Here is a 19,979-nt window from a genome sequence, read left to right on the forward strand (position 1 = left end):
AGAGGTAGTGGCCCTGATGCCAGGGCCTCCGAAGGCGAAAGGCACCGTGTGCCCCGCACGCCCGGCTGACGCGTCACCAGCACCCATGATCGTGGTGATGCCCGTCCCGGTCGCGGTACCCGCCGTCCCTGCAGTCGTCGTCGTCCCGCCAGTCGTCGTCGTCCCGCCACGTGTACTCCGGCCACGGCTGGATCGACACCCCCGACGTCGGGGTGCTGCTCGGCGTCGGCTTCGGGGTCGTCGACTTCGTCGGGGTCGGGCGGGGCTCGCGGCGGCGTTCGGTCGCGGGGACCACCTCGCGGGTGCGGTCCGGGGACGGGGCCCGAGAGGTGGCGCTCGGGGACGGGTCAGGCGGCGGGGCCGCCGGGGTGATGAGGTTCGGGCGGCCGCCCAGGTCGTTGTCCAGCGGGGTGTACTCGGAGTTGCCCTCGCCTCCGCCCGCCAGCGCCACGCTCGACACCAGTGCGCCGAGGACCAGGGCGATGCCCGTCCCGAGCATCGCCGTTCTGGCGCGCATCAGCACGGTCGTCCTGGCGTGCGCGGGGCCTTCGGGGGTCCACTGCCCGTTCCAGTCGTACCGTGAGTCCGCCGGCGGCAGCGCCACGGCATCGACGGCACAGTTGTCCGCCCACATTCCTGGGAGCGCACCCCTGTGATTGCGCCCACATCCCTTGCACGCCATGGCGCACACTATGCAGCAAGGTCATTCCGGTGGGTAGGCGTTGCGAAACAACATTGCGAAATACCCGTGGGTTACCGGGAGTTCGCTGTTCAGAGGGGTCCCGAAACGATGGAAATGCCGGATGAAGGGCCCCTTCCGCCCGGCCGGTGGACGGGCCCCGCGCGCTCCGGAACCCCTTTGCGCCACTGAGCGAGAAGGCGAAAATTTGGTGCGCATACGGGGTTCCCGAAACGGGGTTCCGGCCTATGGTCTGCGCATGAGTCAGTACGCCACGGCGATACAGGCCGCCGCGCAGGAACACGAACACTTCGGCCCGAGCGGTCATGACATCCGCCGGCCGGTCCGCGTGCACGCCGTCCAGTGGCCCGACCCCGACGGCACGGAGTGGGTCGAGGCGCGGACGATGTGCGGGCAGCCGGCGTCGGACATGGAGCAGACCGCGCACACGGCGCCGGACCCCGCCACGTGGCATGCGCCGCGGTGGAGCGGTCTGACGTGCGACGGCTGTGACGAGGCCGTCCGTTCGGCGACAACCGGAGCCCCCTCGGCAACGGGCTGACGCCAGGAGCCCCGTCCGGCCGCTCGCAACGCGCCGCCGCATACGCTCGGTCGACCCGCCAACGCCTCCCCGCGCGGCGCGTGTCGACCGAGCAGTACCAGGGCCCTGCCGGTCAGGCCGTGCAGTCCGCCCGCATCTGCGCCGCCGCGTGGTGGGCCCCCTCGCGGCCGGCGCCGAAGTCCACTCCCCTGTCCACGAGCTGGACCGTCAATTGCTGGCCGCGGACCGGGATCTTCTGGATGATCGCGCCCTTGTCGCGCAGCGCGACCTGGTCGACTTGGAACGTCTTGATCAGGCTGCCGGGATCGTCCGGGTCCGCCAGCACCTTGTAGACCGTGGGGTCGCCCGCCACGTCCTCGTCCCGGCCGCCCTTCGGCACCACCACGGCCACCGAGCAGGTCGTGTAGCCGCTGCCCACGTACCAGGACCAGGTCGCCGTGCCGTCGGTGTCCTTCGTGGCGCTGCCCGACATGGGGATCGAGGTGAACCGGCCGTCGCAGCCGTCGCCCGTGTGGCCGCCGACGTTCACCGTGTACCAGCCCGCGAAGCCGTCGCGGAAGCGGCCTTCTTCCTCGTACCGGCCGCCGCCGTCGCACCCCGGGCCCGCCCAGGCGGAGTACGCGGGCCGCTTGCCGTTCTGCGGTGGCTTCGGGGACTTCCGGCCGTCTTCCCCCTCTCCGGGTGACGGCTGGTCCGATGCCGAGCGGGACGGTTCGACGGAGGGTTCGATCCGCTGCGGGGCCCCGCCGACGGCGCCGGGATCGAAGCGGGACCCGGAGTCGCCGGACGCGTCCGACGGCGAGTCACCCCCGTACATCGCGGCCGCCGAGACCGCCAGGGCCAGCGCTGTCAGCCCGACTCCGCCGATCAGCAGAATCCTTCCTCCACGGGAGAGGCGAGGCACCCGTCCCGTGACTGCCGTGCGTGCCATCCAGTCCCCGCCCCCGGCGTGCCCGTACGGCCCGCCTGCTCCGGTGTCGCCGCACTGCGGGCAGCGCCGACCCGACAACGCGCCACCGCCGTTGCCGTCGCATCGTTCGCACGCCATGTCACACCCGCACCACTAGACCAACTGCTCGGTATGGAAAACGTGTCCACTATGCATCAGCAGGCCAGGGCCCTGTAGGTGTTAACGCGGGTAAGGGGGCTACCTGAGTTCATCGGGGCACGCGGTGCCGCGCTGAAGCCCGTACGGAGCCGCCAGCCGGTAGACACCGGGACGGGGCGCGAGCAGTTCGGTCCACTCGTCGCCCTCCGCGTCCTGCTCCACCTTGATGAGGCAGCCGTTCGGATTGGTGAAGCTCTTCGGCCCGTCCTCGCGCAGCTTCGAGGCCTCCGTCTCCTGGGGGCCCTCCACCTTCTTGCCGTCCTCGTCGACGATGCTCAGCCACGGCGAGTACGGCACCCGGATCAGCACCCGTCCCGCCGTCTTCACCTGGATGGTGAGGTCGCCCGCGCCGGCGTGGTCCACCGTGGCCGGGGGATCGGCCAGCGGCATCGGGTCCTTCACGGCGAACAGTTGCCAGTTGCCGTCGCCCCAGATGCGCGTGAGGTAGGGCTGCCCCTCGCGGACCAGCTCCGCTTCCTGGCGGGCTCCGCTCTCGTCGGGCGACCCCTTGGGCAGGACGACGTAGTGGACCGCCCACCGGTCCAGCCAGGCGCGGTAGCCGGCGGAGGTGAGGGTCTTGTCGTCGTCGTAGAAGAGCGGGTTGCGCTTCATGTCGGCCTGACGGTTCCAGCCGCGGGCCAGATTGACGTACGGAGCGAGGGCGGACGCCTCGCGGTGGCTGCTGGCCGGGACCACCTCGACCCGGCCGCGTTCGGCGTTCACCTGCTGGAGCCGGTTGACGAGCGGGGCGAGCTCACGGTTCCAGGACGCCGTCGGCGCGGTACGGACCATGTCGTCGACGGCCTTGAAGCCGATCCAGAAGTTCAGCCCGGCGAAGACGATGACGAGCGCGTACCACTTCCGCGAGCGCGGCCGGGTGAACGGGAGCGCCGCCAGCAGCACCACGCCCGCGAACAGCATCGGCAGCCGGGAGACGTTCGAGCCGATCTGGGACTCGATCAGCCAGGTCAGCAGAGTGCCGAGCGCGTAGACGGCCGCCGCGGTGCGGACCGTGCGCCAGTCCTTCGGCACGAGGACGAGAACGAACACCCCGTAGAGGAAGGGGAGGGACGTCGACCAGAACGACATCGGCTGGGTGCCGGAGAAGGGGAACAGCCAGGAGGACAGCGCGACGACGGCGACCGGGGCGAGGCCCAGGGCGTACGCTCCCGGCCGGCGCCGGTTCAGGAACAGCGCGGCCGCGATGACGCCGAGGAAGAGACCGGCGACCGGGCTGGCCGCGGTGGCGAGGCCGGCGAGCGGAGCTGCCACGGACGCCTTGGCCCAGCGGTTCATCCGCCAGCGGTGCGGCCAGCAGAAGACCGCGGCGACGGCGCCGAGCGCGAACATCATGCCGAGGCCGAACGTGACCCGCCCGGACAGGGCGTTGCACAGGAAGGCGAAGACTCCGGCGAGCGAGCAGGCCAGCGGATTGCGGACGGCACGGACGCGCACCAGGATCAGCGCGGTCAGGGCGGCCGAGACCGTACCGGCGACCATCATCGTCGAGCGGACGCCGATCAGCGACATCAGATACGGCGAGACGACGCTGTACGAGACCGGGTGCATCCCGCCGTACCAGGCGAGGTTGTACGCGGAGTCGGGATGACGCCCGACGAACTCCGCCCAGGCGTCCTGGGCCGCGATGTCACCGCCGCTGTTGGCGAAGAAGAAGAACCAGATGAGGTGCACCAGCGCCGAGACGGCGGTGGCGACGAGGACGGGACGGCGGGAGAGGCGGTCCCGGAGTTCGGCGAGGGGACCGCGGTCGGCTCCTGAGGACCCGTCGGAGGACCCGTCGGTGGGGCCGTTGCCGAGGGCGTCGGAGTCGTTCCGGTCGCGGTCGGAGCCGGTCAGGGGCCCGCGTATTCGCGGCCCCGCGCTGGTGCTGCTGCCGTCCGCCTGGGCCGACTCGGCAGTGGTCACTGCGGCTCTCCCCGTCTTCCCCGTCCGTGTGCCGTTGTCGTCGGGCCCGCCGTGCGCCGCGGGCCGTGTCGTCCGGCCCGCTGTGCGCGGCGCGCGCCGTCGCCGGCGATTCCATCCTCAAGGACGCTGTCCCGGCGTCTTCGAGTTGCCCGGTGAGTTGCCCGGGACGCTAGCACGCGGGCGCCCCGGTACCGGGGCGCCCGCGGGGCCGGTGCAGGACCGCCGGTCCGGAGGTCCTGCACCGGCCGTACGACTCAGGCCGCCCTGACCTATGCGCGCCGGCCGTACGGCTCGGGCCGTCCTAGCCGATGCGCGTCAGCTTGTCGCCGAACCCAGGTTCCGCCAGGTCCTTCTGGAGCGCGACCGGTGCCGTCACCTTGCCGGTGCCGGAGCCGACGGAGACCTGGCCCACCACGTCGCCCGCCGAGGCGGTGTGCGGCAGGCTCCTGCCCCCGTCGTTGATCGCGATCTTGATCTCCAGACCGCCCCAGCCGACGGCCTTGAGGTCCTTGGTGGCGACCACGGCGGTACGGCCGCCGAACCCGTCGTCCACGTACCCCACGACGGCGCCCTTCTTCACGACGGTCGCGGACGTGACGCCGTCCTGGGCCGCCTCGATCACCTTGATGCTGTGGTCGATGGCCAGCTCGAGCTTGGAATTGAGGATCTGTGCGTTCTGAACGCCCATGGTGATGCCGACGATGCGCCGGACCTTGCCGTCGACCCGGGTGTTGGCGGCCCAGAGCAGATTGCCGCCGGCGGGGGTGGACGAGCCGGTCTTGATACCCCCGACACCGTCCTTGAGCAGGGCCTCGTCGTTGTTGTTCCTGATGGAGCCCTGGATGCCCGGGATGGTCGTCATGGGCGTGTCGACGATCTCGCGGAAGATGTCGTTCTGCATGACCGCCTTGGCCAGCTTCAGCTGGTCCAGCGGCGTGGACACGGTCGTGGCCTTGAGGCCGCTCGGGTCCGTGTAGGTGCTGTTGGTCATGCCGAGTTCCTTGGCGGCGTCGTTCATCTTCTTGACGAACTCCGCCTCGGTCTTGGCGTCCCAGCGGGCGAGCAGACGCGCCGCGTTGTTCCCGGAGGGGATCATCAGCAACTGGAGCATCTGACGCTCGGTGAACTGCTGCCCCTGCGTGACCTTCGCCGTCGACTCGTCCTCGTTGCGGCCCTCGTCCTCGGCCTGCTGGTCGACCGTGAGCGTCGGCCCCACCTCCTCGCCGGTGATGGGGTGGTTCTTGAGGATCACGTACGCCGTCATCGTCTTGGCGACGCTCGCGATCGGCGCGGGCTTCTGCGCGCCGTACGTACCGATGGTCCCGACGCCCTCGACCTCGACGGCGCCCTGGCCCTCACCCGGGAACGGCAGGCTGAGTTTGCCGCCCTGGAAGGTGTAGGTGGGGTCGACGGAGAGCGCGAGCTCCGGCTCGGGAAGCGGACGCACAGCCTGTGCGATGGCAAAGACGATCAGGAGCAGGACGACGAGAGGCGTCCAGATCTTGAACCGCCGGAAGACCGTGCGCACGGCCGTCTGCGGCGGGGGCGGCGTGTTGGTCAGCTCGGCGAGCAGGTCGAGCGGGGGCAGCGGCGGCATGGGCTGCTGCCGGGTGCGCTCGGCCTCGGTGAGCGAGTCGGGTGCGGCGGCGGACGCGGCAGCGGGTGCGGCGGCCGTCGACTTCGCGGGCGCCGCGGGCTTGTCCGGTGCGGCTGAGGGCTTCGCGGGCGCGGCCGGGGGCTTAGCAGGCGCGGCCGGGGCAGCGGCCTCGGGCCTCTTCGCGGTCGGCGTCCGCACGCCGTCGTCGACACGCAGCGGTACGAAGGTGCTGGTCCGCTCGGCGGGCGCGGGGTCGGCCTCGGGCCGGGGCGCCGGCGGCATCTTGAGCGCGGTGGTGGGGCTGTCGACGGGGGGCTTCCGGGGCGCCTTGAAGACGGCGGTGGGCTGATCGACGGGCGGCTTCGCAGGAGCCGCGTCCACCTTTGCGGGGGCGGCGTCTGCCTTTGCGGGGGCGGCGTCTGCCTTTGCATCCGCGGATCCGTCGGGGACCGCCGAGGCGTCGGCGTCCTTGCCGGTGTCGGCGTCAGCGCCGTCCTTGCCGGTGTCGCCATCGGTCGTGGCGGCGGGGGCGTCGGCGGGGCGTTCGGGTGTGGACGTTTCTGCAGGAGCGTCGGCCGCTGCCGTACCGGACGGACGGGGCTCGTCGGAGTCGACGGCGTCCGTCTCGACCTCGGCCTCGGCCTCGGCCTCGGCAACGCTGTCATCGGCCGTGCCCGGCTCGGCGTCCTCCGGCGTCTGGGACCCGGCCTTGTCCTCGACCGCGTCCTCGACCGCGTCCTCGGCGTCCACCGTGGCGGGCGCGTCGGCCGGTGCGGACCGGTCGGCGCCGTCATCGGCGTCCGCGGCCGGCTCCTCGTCCCGGGCAGCGGGCTCAGCCGCCTCCTCGGGCCGGTCGTCCTCGGCCGTGTCCGGCGCGCTCGCGGCCGCGGGCGCGGCGACGGCGTCCTCGTCCGCGGCGGGCTCCTCCGGCTCCACCTCGTCCGGCGTCACCGGGAGTTCCGCCGTCGCTGTCGGCTCGGGCAGTTCCGACGTCTGCGCCACCGACTCCGGCACGCTGTCCGACTCCGCATCGGCGTCCGCCGAGGAGCCCGGAACCGCGTCCTCACCGGAACCCGAGTCCGGCCCCGCATCGGACTGCGCATCGGACTGCGCGTCGGACTGCGCCGGCTCCTCGTCCGCCGACGCCACCCACGCCGCCACCGCGGCCCGCAGCCTCGCGTCGTTCTCCACCGAGCCCGACTCCGTGCCCGGTTCGGCGCGGACCGGATCGGGGCTCACCGGATCGGGGCTCACCGGATCGGGCTCGGAAGCCTCCGGCATCTTGAAGACCGCCGTCGGCTGGTCCACGGCCGGGGCCGGGGCCGATGCCTGGCGGAACACGGCGAGCCGCGGGTCACGTTCACCCGAAGTCGTCTCCCCCGACGACTTCCGCTGCTCCGACTTGTCGGGGGACTCGCCCGCCACCGTGCCTCCTCCATGAGTCATGCGTCATCTGCCGTACGTACGCGCTGGGGCGCCGCCACAAACGACAGCCCGTGTTGTCCGAACCATCTACCAGTGTCCTGTGTGAGAGTGCGCCCCTTGCGCCTAGACGAGAACGACATACGTGTCGGTTCCAGTACGAAGCACCCACGCGCTCTCGACAGACCAATGTGAGAGGGGTCACCCTGTCATTCATCCACGCGGGGAGGCATGGATGGGCAGGAGCCGCAGAACACTTCCGGAAGAGCTTCTGCTGCTCGCTCTGGACCCGACCACGGGTACCACAGCGCAGCCGCAGTCGCTCGACCTCGGCCTGGCCGGAGCTCAGCTAGTGGAGCTGGCTCTGGCAGGACGGATAGCCCCGGACGGGGATCGTATCGCCGTGGTGATGCCACGGCCGACAGGAGATCCGACACTGGACTCCGCACTGGAGCTGTTGCGCAGACGCGGCAGCCCGGTTCGCGCAGTTCACTGGATTGGTGGGCCCCGACTGGGGCTCCGCCAGATTTACCTCTCCCATCTGGAGCGGTGCGGCATGGTGCATGCCGTGGCGGGCCAGATGTGCGGGGTGCTGCCGACGACTCGCTACCAGGCGACGGAGACGGCGATCAGCCGGGACATCAGAGCCCGGCTGGACAGTGCGATCCGCACCGGCGTACCGCCGGACCCGCGGACCGCGGCGCTCGCCGCGCTGGCCCACGCGGTCGGACTCGGCAAGCATCTGTATCCAGGGAATGAGGGGCGTTCCTCGCGATCCCGTCTGCGGGATCTCATCAGGCACGACCCCATGGGCGGTCTCGTGGCGCACGCCGTGATGGACGTCCAGAACGGTGTGGCCGCTCAGCCTCGCCGCAATCCCGCCGCAGCGACCGGCAGCCGTCAGGTGGCCGCCGCGTCGATGCAGCCGCACCGCGGGACCATGGCCCGCATCCCGGCGCACTGAGTTCAGCAGCACGATCCGCACCGAGAGCACGACAGCACCACCCGCACCACCGGTATTTCGCCGCACCGACGTCCCCATGACCCGGTTCGGGAGCCGCACATGACGCGCGGGGCAGCCCCACGGCCGCCCCGCGCGTCCGCGCGTGTCCCAGGCGTCCTCGCGTCACCCGCCATATGCCCTTCCGCCCGTGCTCCCGCTGTGACCACATGGTGGTGGACTCCGTACGGTGCGTGCCGCGCGTGTGGCTATTTCTCAGCGCGGCCATGACCATTGGTGGCAGTCTGCTGAGCGGTAGATACGCTCAGCAACGCAGCCGGAGGTGCAGTTTCCGTGGCGTCCAGTGTCAATCCCACCGTCAGGCGACGCCGATTGGGCCAGGAGCTGCGCCGGCTCCGTGAGCTGAAGGGCATGACGGCCGAAGAGGTCGCGGAACGCCTGCTGGTGTCGCAGTCCAAGATCAGCCGCCTTGAGAACGGCCGCCGTTCCATCAGTCAGCGCGATGTCCGCGACCTGTGCGGCGTGTACGAGGTCGACGACCACAGGATCGTCGACTCCCTGATGCAGATGGCCAAGGACTCCCGTCAGCAGGGCTGGTGGCACGCCTTCGGCGACATCCCGTACAGCGTCTACATCGGGCTGGAGACGGACGCGGCGAGTCTGCGGGTGTACGAACCGCAGGTCGTGCCCGGTCTGCTGCAGACCCGGCAGTACGCGGAGGCCCTCATCGCGGGTGCGTTGCCGGAGACCGGCACCACCGACATCGACAAGCGGGTCAGCGTCCGGCTGCGCCGCCAGGACCGGATCAAGGAATCCGACCATCCGCTGCGGCTGTGGGTCGTGATCGACGAGGCCGCCCTGCGCCGGCTCGTCGGCGGCAAGAACCTGATGCGCGAGCAGTTGGAGCATCTGGTGGAGCTGTCCCAGCTGCCGCATGTCACCGTGCAGGTGCTGCCCTTCGAGATGGGCGCGCACCCGGGGATCAACGGTCAGTACGCGATCCTGGAGTTCCCGGACGCCTCGGACTCGAGCGTGGTCTACATCGAGGGCGTCACGAGCGACCTGTATCTGGAGAAGGCCAACGACGTCCAGAAGTACAGCGTCATGTACGAGCATCTGCGCGCCCAGGCGTTGAACGTGGACCAGACGCGGGCCTTCATCGCGGACATCGCAAAGGACTACGCGCGCTGAGGAGTTGGCCGAAAGGCCGTCAGGAACGCGTTCGCAACGATGAAAACCGTAAGGTACACCCCCGCCAGGTGCGGCGGAGGTGTCATATGGAATATGCCATCCGGTCGAGTGAACGGCTGCCTCACCGGCCGATGGCGGCGAGTAGCGTCGATCACGCCAGCACGAACGTTGGCGCACATCACATCACTCGCACAAGCGGAGCGAACATGGCAATCATTCAGGGCGCCACGGAGACCTGGACCAAGTCCTCGTACTCCACGGGCAACGGTGCTTGCGTAGAGGTCAAGTCACCCGTCGAGCAAGCCATCGCCGTCCGGGACTCCAAGGTCCCCGCGGGCCCGTCGATCAGCTTCGTCCCCGAATCGTGGAACGCGTTCGTGAACGAGGTCGGACACGGAGCCTTCGATCTCGGCTGAGCCGTACGCCGAGTACCGCAGAGCACCTGTTGTCGACGCACCACCTGACAGAGCCCTCTCGACTGGTCCGCCGTCCCGGCCGAGGGGGCTCGGCCCCCTGCAGGGCCGGATCCGTCAGCGCAGCCGGTCCACGTAGCGGTCCGTCCCCGGCACCGTCGGTATGAACGGCGCCACCAGCTCCACCCGCCCGAGGCCCGACGCGGCCACCTCCCCGTCCAGACCCGCGAAGTCGGCGTCCCATCGCTCCCGCGGGTCCTGTTCGAGGAACCAGAGCAGCGTCAGGCGCGTGTCGACGCCCTCCACCTGCTTGACGTACGTCATCCGGTCGCCCGGCAGCGGCGTCGGGCGGAACACGGTCACCATGGCCGTACCGGAGCCCGCGAGGCGCTTCGGGAGGTGGCGGGTCCGCAGCCAGTCCAGCAGTTCGGCCCGCTGCTCGGGGCCGTCCGTGTCGATGACCTCGACGACCAGGCCGGCGTAGGGGTGGTCGAGTGCGTGATGGTCGCGCGGGCCGGCCGCTCCGTCGCGGTAGACGGTCGCCTCGTGGTCCTGGAAAGCCGTGAAGACGTGCGTACGGTCCTGGTAGACCCGGCCGTCGCGGTTCAGGCGTTTGTTGATGCCGACCGTCCACTTCATGTGGTCGGCGTAGCGGCCGTCGGTGATCCAGTACGTGGAGATGTAGCAGCCCGCGGTGACCGGCTGGGCCACCGCCGACTTTTCCGGGTAGCGCAGCAGTTGGAGGTCCCTGGTGGCGACCCAGCGGCGGCCGGCGTAGATCCAGGGCATGGCCATGGCGCCGGCGTAGTAGTGGTCGTCCTCGTACCAGCGGTTGTACGCGTACTCGTGGCCCGGGTGCGGTTCGACCATCGTGATCAGGGCGTGGCCGGGGCGCACTCCGTACGGGCCCACACCGGCCAGTTCGGCGTACACCTCGCTGCGGGTGTCGCTCGTCGTACGGTCGCTCATTCCACCGTCTCCCTTCCCTCCGTCCGCGGACGCACCTACTCTGACGGGCCGTCAGATGTTTCGCCAGAGCCGGGAGCCGCCGAGATGCTGCTGCAGGGGAAGACCGTCATCGTGTCCGGCGTCGGCGCCGGGCTCGGCCATCAGATCGCCGCGACCGTCGTCCGCGACGGGGGCCGCGCCGTCCTCGGGGCGCGCACCGAGGAGAACCTCGCGAAGTCGGCGGGCGAGATCGACCCGGAGGGCACCCGGACCGCCTACCGGCCCACCGACATCACCGACGAGGCGCAGTGCGAGGCCCTGGCGGCGCTCGCCGTGGAGCGCTTCGGAGGGATCGACGCGGTCGTCCATGTCGCCGCCTGGGACAGCTACTTCGGCGGGCTCGCGGACGCCGACTTCGCGACCTGGCAGCAGGTCATCGACGTGAATCTGCTGGGCACCCTGCGGATGACCCGGGCCTGCCTGCCCGCCCTGAAGGAGCGCGGCGGCTCGGTCGTCATCATCGGCACGCAGTCGGCGGTCGCCGCGCCCTCACAGGTCTGGCAGGCGGCGTACGCGGCGTCGAAGGGGGCCCTGACCTCGGCGATGTACTCGCTGGCCCGGGAGCTGGGCCCGGACCGGATCCGGGTGAACACGGTGCTGCCGGGCTGGATGTGGGGCCCACCGGTCCAGGCGTACGTCCAGTTCACCGCGCACACCGAGGGCGTGTCCGAGACCGAGGTGCTCGGCCGGCTCACCGAGCGTATGGCGCTGCCCGAGCTGGCGACGGACGGAGATGTCGCGGAGGCGGCGGCGTTCCTCGCCTCCGACCGGGCCCGGGCGATCACGGGTCAGTCGCTGCTGGTCAACGCCGGCGAGTTGATGCGGTAGGGCCTGATCCGAACGGCAGGCCCCTGGCCGCCGTTGCGCGAACAGGCTTATTCATAGGGGCAGTTGGCCTCACCTTTCCTCAGCCGCACGGGACCCGCATCCCGTGCGGTCTTTCTCTGTGGCCGGAGCCTGACGAAGTGCCTGCTCATGGTGTGGCCGCCGTCACGTTCACGACAACGCCCCCGAAGGTCAAGAACGAGCAAAATCGTTCTGCTTTCTGATCTGCGTTCACATTTATGACCACGGAAGGCCTTGACCCGCCGCCCGAACAGGCGGTTCAATCCCGGAAGTCCCCGATCCCGCACGGGGGCGCCGCTGATCGGACGTACTGACGAAGTGCCATGGACGTTCACAAGGCGGACCCCAGGAGGGGGCACATGAACAGTCTCGACTGGACCGTGCTCATCGGATACTTCGGTGTGATGGTCGCGATCGGACTCTGGTCGCACAAGCGCGTGGACAACGTCAGCGACTTCTTCACCGCCGGCGGCAAGATGCCGTGGTGGCTGTCGGGCATCTCGCACCACATGTCCGGCTACAGCGCGGTGATGTTCACCGGCTACGCGGGCATCGCGTACACCTACGGCGTCACGTCCTTCGTGACGTGGTCCCTCCCGATCGCCATCGGCATCTTCATCGGCGCCAAGCTCTTCGCACCCCGGCTGAACCGGCTGCGCTCCAAGCTGCACGTCGCGTCCCCGCTGGAGTATCTGAAGACCCGCTACAACCTGAAGACCCAGCAGGCGCTCGCCTGGTCGGGCCTGCTGCTGAAGATCGTGGACGTGGGCGCCAAGTGGGCCGCCATCGCCACCCTGCTCTCCGTCTTCACCGGCATCTCGCTCAACCAGGGCATCCTCATCACCGGTGTCATCACGGGTGTCTACTGCACCATCGGCGGTCTGTGGGCCGACGCCCTCACCGAGCTGGGGCAGTTCATCATCCAGCTGTTCGCCGGTCTGGCGATGCTGTTCGCCGTCATGAGCGAGCTCGACGGGTTCAGCACGCTGTGGACGGTGTGGGACGAGCCGGAGATGCAGGGCCACGCGGACGCGACCGCCGGCCCCTACACGGTGACCTTCCTGCTGGCGTTCCTCTTCATCAAGACCTTCGAGTACAACGGCGGGATGTGGAACCAGGCGCAGCGCTACATGGCGACCGCCAACGCCCGCGAGGCGACGCGCTCGGCACGCCTCTCCGCGATCCTGTGGTTCGTCTGGCCGCTGGTGCTCTTCTTCCCGATGTGGTGCGCGCCGCTGCTGATCGAGGCGAAGAAGCCGGACGCCTCCGACTCGTACGCGCTGATGACCGAACAGCTGCTGCCGCACGGTCTCCTCGGCCTGGTCATCGTGGGCTTCTTCTCGCACACCATGGCCATGTGCTCCTCCGACGCCAACGCCATCGCCGCCGTCTTCACCCGGGACATCGCACCCGTGCTGTCGAAGAAGGCCCGGGGCTGGAGCGAACGGTCGGGGCTCATCGCCGCACGGCTGTCGACGATCGCGTTCCTCGCGCTGTCGATGGCGATCGCGACGCAGGTCAACTCGCCCACGTTCAAGGACATCATCACCGTCGTGATCAAGTGGGTGGCGGGACTGATGGGACCGATCGCGATCCCGTTCATGCTCGGTCTGCTGCGTCCGTTCCGTAAGTCCGGACCGACGGCGGCGCTCACCAGTTGGGCGGCCGGTCTCATCGCGTTCTTCTTCCTCAACTACGAGATCGACGGAACCGCCCGGACCGATGTGGCCCTGCAGTACCAGGTGTCCGTACCGCTCGCGATCTCGCTGGTGCTCTACATCGTGATCGGCTTCCTCAAGCCCGAGGACACCCCCGAACGCGACGCGGTCATCGCCCGGATCAACACGGACGACGACGGCCCGGAAGCGGGTGCCGCGGCGGCAACCGTGCCGGGACAGACGGCGCCCGCCGGGGAGAAGGTCCCGGGCCGCGAAGGGGCCGAAGGCTGACGGCGCACTGACGGACACACACCCCTACGCACCGGGGCCCGGCTTCCTGAGGGTGGAGCCGGGCCCCGGTGCATGTCCGTGCCGGTGCATGTCCGTGCCGGTGCATGTCCGTGCCGGTCCGACGTACGCCCGTGCCCGTCCCAGGCACGCCGGTGCTCGTCCGGTGTACGTCGGTGCTCGTCCCAGGCACGCCGGTGATCGTCCGTTGTACGTCGGTGCCGGAGGCGCGACCGAGCGGGTCAGCTGCGGGGATAACGGGCCAGCCAGCCCGGGGAGTTGATCGTCGGTCCGTGCAGCGCCGGCCCCTGGGTCATCTCCATCGCGAAGTCGTCGGCGAGCTCCAGGATCGTGGGACGGCCCTCGATCTCGGACAGCCAGGCGGGCGGCAGCGCCGTCTCGCCGTGCAGCGCCCCGAGGAGCGAGCCGGTCACGATGCCCGTGGTCTCCGAGGGTCCGTCGTGGTTCACGGCGAGCCGCAGGCCGTGCCGGATGTCCTCACCCACGAGCGCGCAGTAGACGGCGATGGCGAGCGCGTCCTCGGCGTGGTGGCCCTCGCCGAGCGACGCGATGCGCGCCGGGCTCGGAATGCCCTGGCGTACGGCGCCCAGCGCGTGCTTGAGGGCGTCCGTGACGGGCTGGTGCCCCGGACGGGCGGCCAGCAGGGCGAGCGCGCGCTGCACGGAGCCGTCGAGCGTCTCCCCGCGGGCGAGTCCGTGCACGATGACCGCGAAGGCACCCGCCGACAGATACGCGGTCGGGTGCCCGTGCGTCTGGGCCGCGCACTCCACCGCCAGCTGGCACACCAGTTGCGGCTCCCAGCCGACGAGCAGCCCGAACGGTGCGGACCGGGCGAGCGCGCCGGCATCTCGCGCGGTCGGGTTCTTGGGCGCCTCCAGGGTGCCCATCGACTCGTCGCCGAGGCCGACCAGGGTCGACCGGGAGGGGTCGCGCCGGGTGTAGAGCCACTCTTCACGGGCGAGCCAGCCGTTGTCCTTACGGCGCTCGTCGGGTCCCCAGTCGCGCTGGGTGGCGGCCCATCTCAGATAGGCGCGGTGCACATCGGTGGGCGGATGCCAGGCACCGGTGTCGCGGCGGACCTGGGCGCGTATGAGCCCGTCGACGGTGAACAGGGTGAGCTGCGTGGCCGCGGTCACGGCGCCGCGGCGGCCGTGGGCGGGTACGAGATCGCCGATGCCGTCCTGCCCGTGTGTGGCGCGTATCTCGTCCAGCGTGAGGGACGCGACCCCGGCGCCCAGCGCGTCGCCGATGGCGCCGCCGAGCAGGGCGCCGCGCACCCGGGCACGGAAGTCCTGCTGTTCCGCACGCCCCCAGACGGCTGTGGCTGCTGCGCTCACCGCGCGTCCCTCCCTGGACGTCGAACGTATGCACCTGGCGGAGCACTTTAATCGACCGCGGGAGATCGGTTCAGGGCTGTAAGGGGGCCGATGCGGTATGTGATGGGTCGCACGTCGGGCCGGATTTGAGCGAGTCGCGCATCAGGGGCCCCAGGGGCCCCAGCCTCAACCGGCTCCCCACCCCGTCGCCACGCACCGGCCGCCCGTCGTCCGTGGCCCGTCGTCCGTGGCCCGTGGCCCGTGGCTCACATCGTCGCCGTCACCCGCAGCACTGCCTTGCCCCGCACCGTGCGCCGGCGCAGGGCCTGGGCCGCGTCCGCGAACCTCTCCCACGGGCCCTGCCAGCCGATCTCCACCACGAGGCTGCCCTCCGCGGCGTACCCGACCAGGAGAGCGAGGTCGGCGGCCGGCGCGGACAGGTCGTTGACGAACGACGTGAGCGACTTGGCCGGCCCGATCGTCGAGTACGGCGGGAAGACGGCCGGCTCCCCCGACGTCCAGCCGACGCTCTGCAGGCTGCCGCCCGGCGCCAGCAGATCCCAGGCCGCGACCAGCTGCGGGCCACCGACGCTGTCGATGATCACGTCGACCGGCCGGTCCAGACCCTCCAGGCCCACCACCACCTCGTCCGCGCCCGCCTTGACGAGGCCCTCGCGGCGGGCGGCCGAGCCCACCGAGGCGATCACATGGGCGCCGGCGGCCGCGGCGAGTTGCAGCGCGAAGCGTCCGACCCCGCCCGATGCGCCGGTGACCAGCACCCGCTTGCCCGCGGCGAGGCCCCCGGCCCGCAGGGACCGCAGCGCGGCGATCCCCGCGACCGGCAGCGCCGCCGCCTCCGCGAGCGAGACCCCCTCGGGGATCTCCGCCAGGGCGTCCGCGTCCACCGCGATCCGCTCCGCGAAGGCGCCGGCCGAGAGGGCGACGACCCGGGTGCCCACCGCGGGCCCCGCGCCCTCCGACCGCACCACCACCCCGGCGGCGTCCGAGCCCAGCACGGCCCCCTCGGGTACGCGTCCGGACCGGGCGTCATTGAGGTCACCGTGGTTGAGGGAGACGTGGTGGACATCCACGAGCACCTGCCCGGGCCCGGGCACGGGCTCGCGCACCTCGGTGAGGCGAACGGCGTCGGTCGCGGACGGGTCCACGACGAGGGCTCTGACGGACATGTCGGCTCCTTGCTGGTGGTGGCCGGTCGCGCACGGCGGGCCGGACCTGGTGTGCTGATCGCTCCATGCGTACGCGGCAGGCGTACGCGGCAGGCGTACGCGGCAGGCGTACGCGGCAGGCGTACGCGGCAGGCGTACGCGGCAGGCGTACGCGGCACCTGCCTTGCCGTTCCGCCCTTGCCGTGCCGACCTTGCCGCTGCCGGCCGTTCCTGCCGCGGACGCTCGCCGAGACGACGGTGGCCGGCGATGCCACGGAAGGTCACCCCGAGGCCTCTCCGTCCCGCTGCCGCTCCCGCTGCGTCAGGGCCCACGTACAGCCCGGGTCGAGCGCCAGGGCCCGTTCCCGTCCGTCGGCGCCCTCTCGGGCCGCCCCAGCGCCGCGTACGCCGTGGCCCGACTGCCGAGCGCCCCTGTGTACACCGGATTGCGCCGGCCGGTCCGCCCGGTCGAGATCCGGCGTCTGTCCGTGCTCGGCCTGCCCCCGCTGGCCCTGCTGCTGTTCGGCCCGGCGCCGATGCGGCGTGGGTCAGTCCACCAGGGGCAGCAGCTCCGGCAGATGCCCGTCCGACGCGGCGGCGGCCTGCTGCCGCTCCTGCGACACCTCGCCGTACAGCGTCGTCCGCGGCTTCGCCGGCCGCCCCGCCGCCTCGGCGATCGCCACCAGATCCTTCACCGAGCGGTACGAGCCGTAACTGGAGCCCGCCATACGGGAGATGGTCTCTTCCATCAGGGTGCCGCCCAGGTCGTTGGCGCCCGAGCGCAGCATCTCGGCCGCACCCTCCGTACCCAGCTTCACCCAGCTGGTCTGGATGTTGGTGATGTGCGGGTGCAGCAGGAGGCGGGCCATCGCCATCACGGCGCGGTTATCGCGCGCGGTCGGCCCCGGCCGGGCGATACCGGCGAGATAGACGGGCGCGTTGGTGTGGATGAAGGGCAGGGTCACGAACTCCGTGAACCCGCCCGTCTCCTGCTGGATCCGCGCCAGCGTCCGGAAGTGGCCGAGCCAGTGACGGGGCTGGTCCACATGCCCGTACATCATGGTCGAGCTGGACCGGATGCCGAGCTCGTGCGCCGTGGAGACGACCTCGATCCAGGTGGCGGTGGGCAGCTTGCCCTTCGTCAGCACCCAGCGGACCTCGTCGTCGAGGATCTCGGCCGCGGTGCCCGGGATCGAGTCGAGCCCGGCCTCCTTCGCGGCGGTCAGCCACTCGCGGATCGACAGGCCGGTCCGGGAGGCGCCGTTGACGACCTCCATCGGGGAGAACGCGTGCACATGCATCCCCGGGACGCGCTCCTTCACGGCGCGCGCGATGTCGAAGTACGCCGTGCCCGGCAGGTCGGGATGGATACCGCCCTGCATGCACACCTCCACGGCACCGACGTCCCACGCCTGCGCGGCCCGGTCGGCGACCTGGTCGAGGGAGAGGGTGTAGGCGTCGGCGTCGGTGCGCCGCTGCGCGAAGGCGCAGAAACGGCAGCCGGTGTAACAGACGTTGGTGAAGTTGATGTTGCGCGTGACGATGTAGGTGACGTCGTCGCCGACGACATCGCGGCGCAGCTCGTCGGCGATCCGCGTGAGGGCGTCGAGGGCGGGCCCGTCGGCGTGCAGCAGGGCGAGCGCCTCGTCGTCGGTGAGCCGCGTGGGATCGTCGGCCGCGGTCTTCAGCGCGCCGCGCACATCCGTGTCGATGCGCTGCGGCACCATCCCGGGTGCCGCGGCCTCGCGCAGCGCGTCCCAGTCGCCGTACACCTCGTCGAAGTCGTCACGGCGGTCGTGGGTGCGGCCGTCGGTGTCGATGGTGCGGTGCAGATCGGTGCGTCCGACTGCGGTGAAGCCCTCGTCGGGCTCCTGCCACGGGTGGCCCTGGACGGGGGCGTCGGGGTTGGCGAGCCCGGTCTCCGGATCGGCCAGTGCCCGTACGTGCGGCATGAGCCGCGGATCGAGCCACGGCTCACCGCGCCGGACGAACTCCGGGTACACACACAGTCGTTCCTCCAGCCGGAAGCCCGCCGCGGCCGACTGCTCGGTGAGGACGTCGATCTGCGGCCAGGGCCGCTCCGGGTTCACATGGTCGATGGTCAGGGGCGAGACCCCGCCCCAGTCGTCGACGCCGGCGCCGATGAGCCGCCCGTACTCGCTGTCCACGAGGTTCGGCGGCGCCTGGAGGCAGGCGGACGGGCCCATGATGTGCCGGGCGACGGCGACGGTGGCCACCAGCTCGTCCAGCTCGGCATCCGGCATACCGCGCATCGCCGTGTCCGGCTTGGCGCGGAAGTTCTGCAGGATCAGTTCCTGGATGCCGTGGTACGCCCGGGAGATCCGGCGCAGCGCGAACAGCGAGTCCGCGCGCTCCTCGTACGTCTCCCCGATCCCGATGAGCAGCCCGCTGGTGAACGGCACGGAGCTGCGCCCCGCGTCCTCCAGCACCCGCAGCCGCACGGCGGGTTCCTTGTCGGGCGACCCGTGGTGCGGCCCGCCGGGCTCGCTCCACAGCCGCGTCGCGGTGGTCTCCAGCATCATCCCCATGGACGGCGCCACGGGCTTGAGCCGCTGGAAGTCGGTCCAGGTCATGACGCCGGGGTTGAGGTGGGGCAGCAGCCCGGTCTCCTCCAGGATCCGGATGGCCATGGCCCGTACGTACGCGATGGTGTCGTCGTAGCCCTCGGCCTCCAGCCACTCCCGCGCCTCGGGCCACCGGTCCTCGGGCTTGTCCCCGAGGGTGATGAGGGCTTCCTTGCACCCCATCTCGGCCCCGCGCCGGGCGATGGCGAGCACCTCGTCGGGCGACATGAACATCCCGTGCCCGGCGCGCCGGAGCTTGCCGGGGACGGTGGCGAAGGTGCAGTAGTGGCACTTGTCCCGGCACAGCCGGGTGAGCGGGATGAACACGCTCTTGGAGTACGTGATGACCCCGGCCCGCCCGGCAGCCTCCAGCCCGGCATCCCGCACCCGCGCGGCGGACGCACACAGATCGTCGAGATCCTCCCCCCGCGCCTGCAACAGCACGGCGGCTTCCCCGACATCGAGGGCCACCCCGTCCCTGGCACGCTTGAGAGCGCGGCGCATGGCGTTCCGGGCGGGCCGCGCGGGGGGTCGGGCTGGTGATCGGTCATGGGGTCGAGGATACGAGCTGGTGGTGGGGTGGGTAGGGGGCGACGGGGTGGCTCCAGGCAGAACCGCGCCGAAGAAGTGCAGGACCTCATCGACAAACCGGAGAACTGGCCGTGACCGCCATCGAATTGATCGCCTCGTTCGTCGTGACGGGTCGGCTGCACGGAGTCGGGATCGGCTCGACCCTCAGCGAGGTCGACCGGGCCATTCCCTCCAGCCACGTGGACGTGGTGGACGAGAGCGGCCTCTCCCTGCGACGGGACTACGGCGTCCTGGAGTTCTACTTCAACCCGGGGCCGGAGTGGGTGGTGAGCGGCGGGGCACTCGAACTGCACCGGCTGGCGTCGGGATACGAGAGAGCCGAGAAGTGGCGTCAGGACATGCAGGTCGACTTCCCGCAGTACCTGACATGGGACGACTTGCGAGAGGAGTTCTCTCGGACTCCCGACTCCCCCACCCTCGCGGTGACGGATCAGGGCGACTTTCTCGAGTACCGGGCAGCAGCGACGAGGGTGTCGGTGATCGTGAACAACGACCATGAAGAGCGCGACTCATGGGTGGGGCACGGCGATGTGTGGAGCGTCAGCTTGGGTTGATCCGGCACCCAGCCCGTCCAGCACGCCCTACAGGCTGATGGCGGGCTGACAGGGGCGGTGGACGAGCCCGGCGGCGCCGGCCGGAGT

At 70.8% G+C, this 19,979-nt stretch carries 15 protein-coding genes; 7 read left to right on the forward strand and 8 right to left on the reverse strand.

Annotated elements, in window-relative coordinates; translation table 11 throughout:
• Positions 1-73: 73 nt before the first annotated feature.
• Positions 74-604 carry a hypothetical protein gene (locus tag ACQPWZ_RS15550; protein WP_383241389.1) on the reverse strand — a complete coding sequence of 177 codons (531 nt, stop codon included), beginning with the start codon at positions 602-604 and terminating at the stop codon, positions 74-76.
• A gap of 334 nt (positions 605-938) precedes the next feature.
• Here ACQPWZ_RS15550 and ACQPWZ_RS15555 point away from each other — a divergent pair, with 334 nt between their 5' ends.
• A complete protein-coding gene (locus ACQPWZ_RS15555; RefSeq protein WP_356705738.1) occupies positions 939-1,241 on the forward strand; it encodes a hypothetical protein in 303 nt (100 codons plus the stop codon).
• A 112-nt stretch (positions 1,242-1,353) separates the two neighbouring features.
• Here ACQPWZ_RS15555 and ACQPWZ_RS15560 read toward each other — a convergent pair whose 3' ends face one another.
• The 3 genes from ACQPWZ_RS15560 to ACQPWZ_RS15570 all read right to left on the reverse strand — a co-directional run bounded on the left by ACQPWZ_RS15560 (position 1,354) and on the right by ACQPWZ_RS15570 (position 7,297).
• Positions 1,354-2,172: an adhesin gene (locus tag ACQPWZ_RS15560; RefSeq protein ID WP_340473662.1), complete on the reverse strand. Its 819-nt coding sequence runs from the start codon at positions 2,170-2,172 to the stop codon at positions 1,354-1,356.
• Positions 2,173-2,388: 216 nt separating this feature from the next.
• Positions 2,389-4,275: an MFS transporter gene (locus tag ACQPWZ_RS15565; RefSeq protein WP_433571633.1), complete on the reverse strand. Its 1,887-nt coding sequence runs from the start codon at positions 4,273-4,275 to the stop codon at positions 2,389-2,391.
• A 301-nt stretch (positions 4,276-4,576) separates the two neighbouring features.
• Entirely contained in the window at positions 4,577-7,297 is a 2,721-nt protein-coding gene (locus tag ACQPWZ_RS15570; protein ID WP_433571634.1) for a serine hydrolase, read from the reverse strand.
• A gap of 232 nt (positions 7,298-7,529) precedes the next feature.
• Here ACQPWZ_RS15570 and ACQPWZ_RS15575 point away from each other — a divergent pair, with 232 nt between their 5' ends.
• The 3 genes from ACQPWZ_RS15575 to ACQPWZ_RS15585 all read left to right on the forward strand — a co-directional run bounded on the left by ACQPWZ_RS15575 (position 7,530) and on the right by ACQPWZ_RS15585 (position 9,862).
• Positions 7,530-8,258 (forward strand): GOLPH3/VPS74 family protein, encoded by a 729-nt coding sequence (locus ACQPWZ_RS15575; protein ID WP_313945769.1) that lies wholly within the window; start codon positions 7,530-7,532, stop codon positions 8,256-8,258.
• Positions 8,259-8,588: 330 nt separating this feature from the next.
• Positions 8,589-9,446 carry a helix-turn-helix domain-containing protein gene (locus ACQPWZ_RS15580; protein WP_340473664.1) on the forward strand — a complete coding sequence of 286 codons (858 nt, stop codon included), beginning with the start codon at positions 8,589-8,591 and terminating at the stop codon, positions 9,444-9,446.
• 206 nt (positions 9,447-9,652) lie between these two features.
• Positions 9,653-9,862, forward strand: a complete 210-nt coding sequence (locus tag ACQPWZ_RS15585; protein WP_340473665.1) for a DUF397 domain-containing protein — start codon at positions 9,653-9,655, stop codon at positions 9,860-9,862.
• Positions 9,863-9,976: 114 nt separating this feature from the next.
• Here ACQPWZ_RS15585 and ACQPWZ_RS15590 read toward each other — a convergent pair whose 3' ends face one another.
• Positions 9,977-10,828: a hypothetical protein gene (locus ACQPWZ_RS15590; protein WP_340473666.1), complete on the reverse strand. Its 852-nt coding sequence runs from the start codon at positions 10,826-10,828 to the stop codon at positions 9,977-9,979.
• An 84-nt stretch (positions 10,829-10,912) separates the two neighbouring features.
• On the opposite strand from ACQPWZ_RS15590, the gene ACQPWZ_RS15595 reads away from it, so the two are divergent.
• Complete coding sequence (locus ACQPWZ_RS15595; RefSeq protein WP_340473667.1) at positions 10,913-11,695, forward strand: SDR family oxidoreductase; 783 nt, start codon at positions 10,913-10,915, stop codon at positions 11,693-11,695.
• A gap of 377 nt (positions 11,696-12,072) precedes the next feature.
• Positions 12,073-13,662, forward strand: a complete 1,590-nt coding sequence (locus tag ACQPWZ_RS15600) for a sodium:solute symporter family protein (protein WP_433571635.1) — start codon at positions 12,073-12,075, stop codon at positions 13,660-13,662.
• 239 nt (positions 13,663-13,901) lie between these two features.
• Here the strand turns inward: ACQPWZ_RS15600 and ACQPWZ_RS15605 are convergent, their stop codons facing one another.
• From ACQPWZ_RS15605 to ACQPWZ_RS15615, 3 genes are all read right to left on the reverse strand, one after another.
• Complete coding sequence (locus ACQPWZ_RS15605) at positions 13,902-15,017, reverse strand: ADP-ribosylglycohydrolase family protein (protein ID WP_313945763.1); 1,116 nt, start codon at positions 15,015-15,017, stop codon at positions 13,902-13,904.
• A 245-nt stretch (positions 15,018-15,262) separates the two neighbouring features.
• Positions 15,263-16,183, reverse strand: a complete 921-nt coding sequence (locus tag ACQPWZ_RS15610; RefSeq protein ID WP_433571636.1) for a zinc-binding dehydrogenase — start codon at positions 16,181-16,183, stop codon at positions 15,263-15,265.
• Positions 16,184-16,710: 527 nt separating this feature from the next.
• Positions 16,711-19,251, reverse strand: coding sequence for a bifunctional FO biosynthesis protein CofGH (locus tag ACQPWZ_RS15615; protein ID WP_433571637.1), 2,541 nt, complete (start codon positions 19,249-19,251; stop codon positions 16,711-16,713).
• 158 nt (positions 19,252-19,409) lie between these two features.
• Between ACQPWZ_RS15615 and ACQPWZ_RS15620 the strand changes: the two genes are divergently transcribed.
• Positions 19,410-19,892: a hypothetical protein gene (locus tag ACQPWZ_RS15620; protein WP_433571638.1), complete on the forward strand. Its 483-nt coding sequence runs from the start codon at positions 19,410-19,412 to the stop codon at positions 19,890-19,892.
• Positions 19,893-19,979: the final 87 nt, after the last annotated feature.

This window comes from Streptomyces sp. CA-251247 (genome assembly GCF_050952975.1).
GTDB classification, from domain to species: domain Bacteria; phylum Actinomycetota; class Actinomycetes; order Streptomycetales; family Streptomycetaceae; genus Streptomyces; species Streptomyces achmelvichensis.